Annotated in this window: 1 protein-coding gene; it reads right to left on the bottom strand. The window is 73.0% G+C overall.

The features are described 5' to 3' along the window. Positions 1 to 50: 50 nt before the first annotated feature. Positions 51 to 2078, bottom strand: a 2028-nt coding sequence (mdoH, locus tag Y694_RS21490) for a glucans biosynthesis glucosyltransferase MdoH (RefSeq protein ID WP_036236527.1), incomplete at its 5' end; no start/stop codon positions are given.

Below are 2078 nucleotides of genomic sequence, written 5' to 3' on the forward strand. Positions count from 1 at the left end.
CCGCCGCGTTCGCGAAGCTGCAGTCGCGGCGCTGAGTTGCCCGTCGCGCTTCAGGTGCGCGTCGCGCTGCGCCGGACCACCGGGTAGCGCACGCTGTCGGCCGGCATCGTCGACACGCGACGGACCGGCAGCGCGCCGAGCACGCGCGGCGCCGCCGACGGGCTGGACGCCTGCATCACGATGCGCATCGCTGCCAGGTCGCTGTGCGACAGGCCGCCGGTCGCCACGGTCTGCGGAATCACTGCCACGCCGGTGGCCATCGCGAGGCCGACAGTCGCCAGGGCACGGCGCTGCCAGGTGGCGGCGCCGCTGCCGCGGAGCGCCACGTCATTGCGAACGCCGGCCGGCGCCGGAGCGCTGATCGTCGGGCGCACCACGCCGGCGTAGCGCCAGGCGGCCTGCAGCACCGCCGGCGCGCGCGATTCCTCGGGAATCAGCAGCCAGCCACGGCGACGCCAGGCCAGGCCGAACTCGCTGCGGCTGGTGAGCACCGCCAGCGGCACGGCCAGCACCAGGGGCAAGGCCAGCGGCAGCACGCGCCAGGCCTCACCGGGCTGGCCGGCCAGCCACCAGGCCAGTGCCGCGGCGACGATCGCACCGATGACGCCGAAGCGCCCGATCGCCTCGCGCCAGCCGACCGCGGTGGCTTCCCGCGAGGGCGATTTCCAGTTCAGCTTCAGCCCCGTCAGCGCACCCAGCACGAAGATCGAGTGGGCCACCATGCGCACCGGCGCCTGCACTGCCGACATCAGCGCTTCGAGCAGCGCGCTGGTCACGAGGGTCTGGCGGCCACCGTAGCCGGCCTCCTGACGGCGCCGGATCACCAGCAGCACCGCCAGCACGCGAGGCACGAGCAGCAGGGCGAGCGTGGCGCTCCACAGCATCATCTGCGCCAGCGGGAGGCCGGCCCCCTCGGTCGCGGCCTGCAGGCCGTCGCCGGCGAACCAGGGGAGCACGCCCAGCAGCACGAACGCCAGCCAGATCGGCGAGGCCACGTAGGACATGGCGCCGGTGACGAACATCGCCCGGTGCACGCCGGCAAAGCCGGGTTCGGCCACCAGCCGGGCGTTCTGCAGGTTGCCCTGGCACCAACGACGGTCGCGCGTCAGTTCGTCGATCAGGTGCGGCGGCGCCTGCTCGTAGCTGCCGTCGAGTTCGGGCAGCAGCCACACCTCGTACCCGGCCCGGCGCATCAGCGCCGCCTCGACGAAGTCGTGCGACAGGATCTCGCCGCTGAGGCCGCCCTTGCCGGGCAGTTTCGCCAGCGCGCAGTGTTTCATGAAGGGTTCGACGCGCAGGATCGCGTTGTGGCCCCAGTAGTGCGATTCTCCCAGTTGCCAGAAGCGCAGGCCGGCGCTGAACAGCGGGCCGGTCACCCGGCCGGAGAACTGCTGCAGGCGGGCGTGCAGCGAATCGTGGCCGCAGGAGCGGGGCGCGGTCTGGATGATGCCGGCCTTGGGCTGGGCCTCCATCAGGCGCACCATCGTCAGCAGTGCGTCGCCGCTCATCACGCTGTCGGCGTCGAGCACCACCATGTAGCGGTAGTCGCGGCCCCAGCGGCGACAGAAGTCGGCCACGTTGCCGGCCTTGCGCTTGGTGCGCCGCTGGCGCCAGCGGTAGTAGATGCGGCTGCTGTCATATCCGTCGGCGGCCAGCGCCTCGCGCAGGCCGCGCCAGGCGGCCAGTTCGGCGTCGCGCAGCGTCAGGTCGCCGGTATCCGACAGCATGTAGACGTCGAAGCGGTCGAACGAGCCGGCGCGCGACAGCGATTCGATGGTGGCGCGCAGGCCGGCCACGACGGTGGCGATGTCCTCGTTGCAGATCGGCATCACCACGGCGGTGCGGGCGTCCTCGGCGATCGGCCGGCCGGCCACGTCTTCGGGGCTCAGCGCATGGTGGTCGCCGCGGCGCAGGCTCACGTAGCCCATCACCGCGGTCACGCAGCCGGCCGCCACCCAGGCGAACAGCAGCGCGAACAGCCCCGTCTGCAGCACGGCCCAGGGGCCGCTGTGACCGGGCCCGGCGGCACCGTCCAGCACCGCGGTGGCCAGGCCGGCGCTGCCGATGACCAGCGCCAG

It is taken from the genome of Methylibium sp. T29-B (assembly GCF_000576225.1).
GTDB classification, from domain to species: Bacteria; Pseudomonadota; Gammaproteobacteria; order Burkholderiales; family Burkholderiaceae_C; genus Methylibium; species Methylibium petroleiphilum.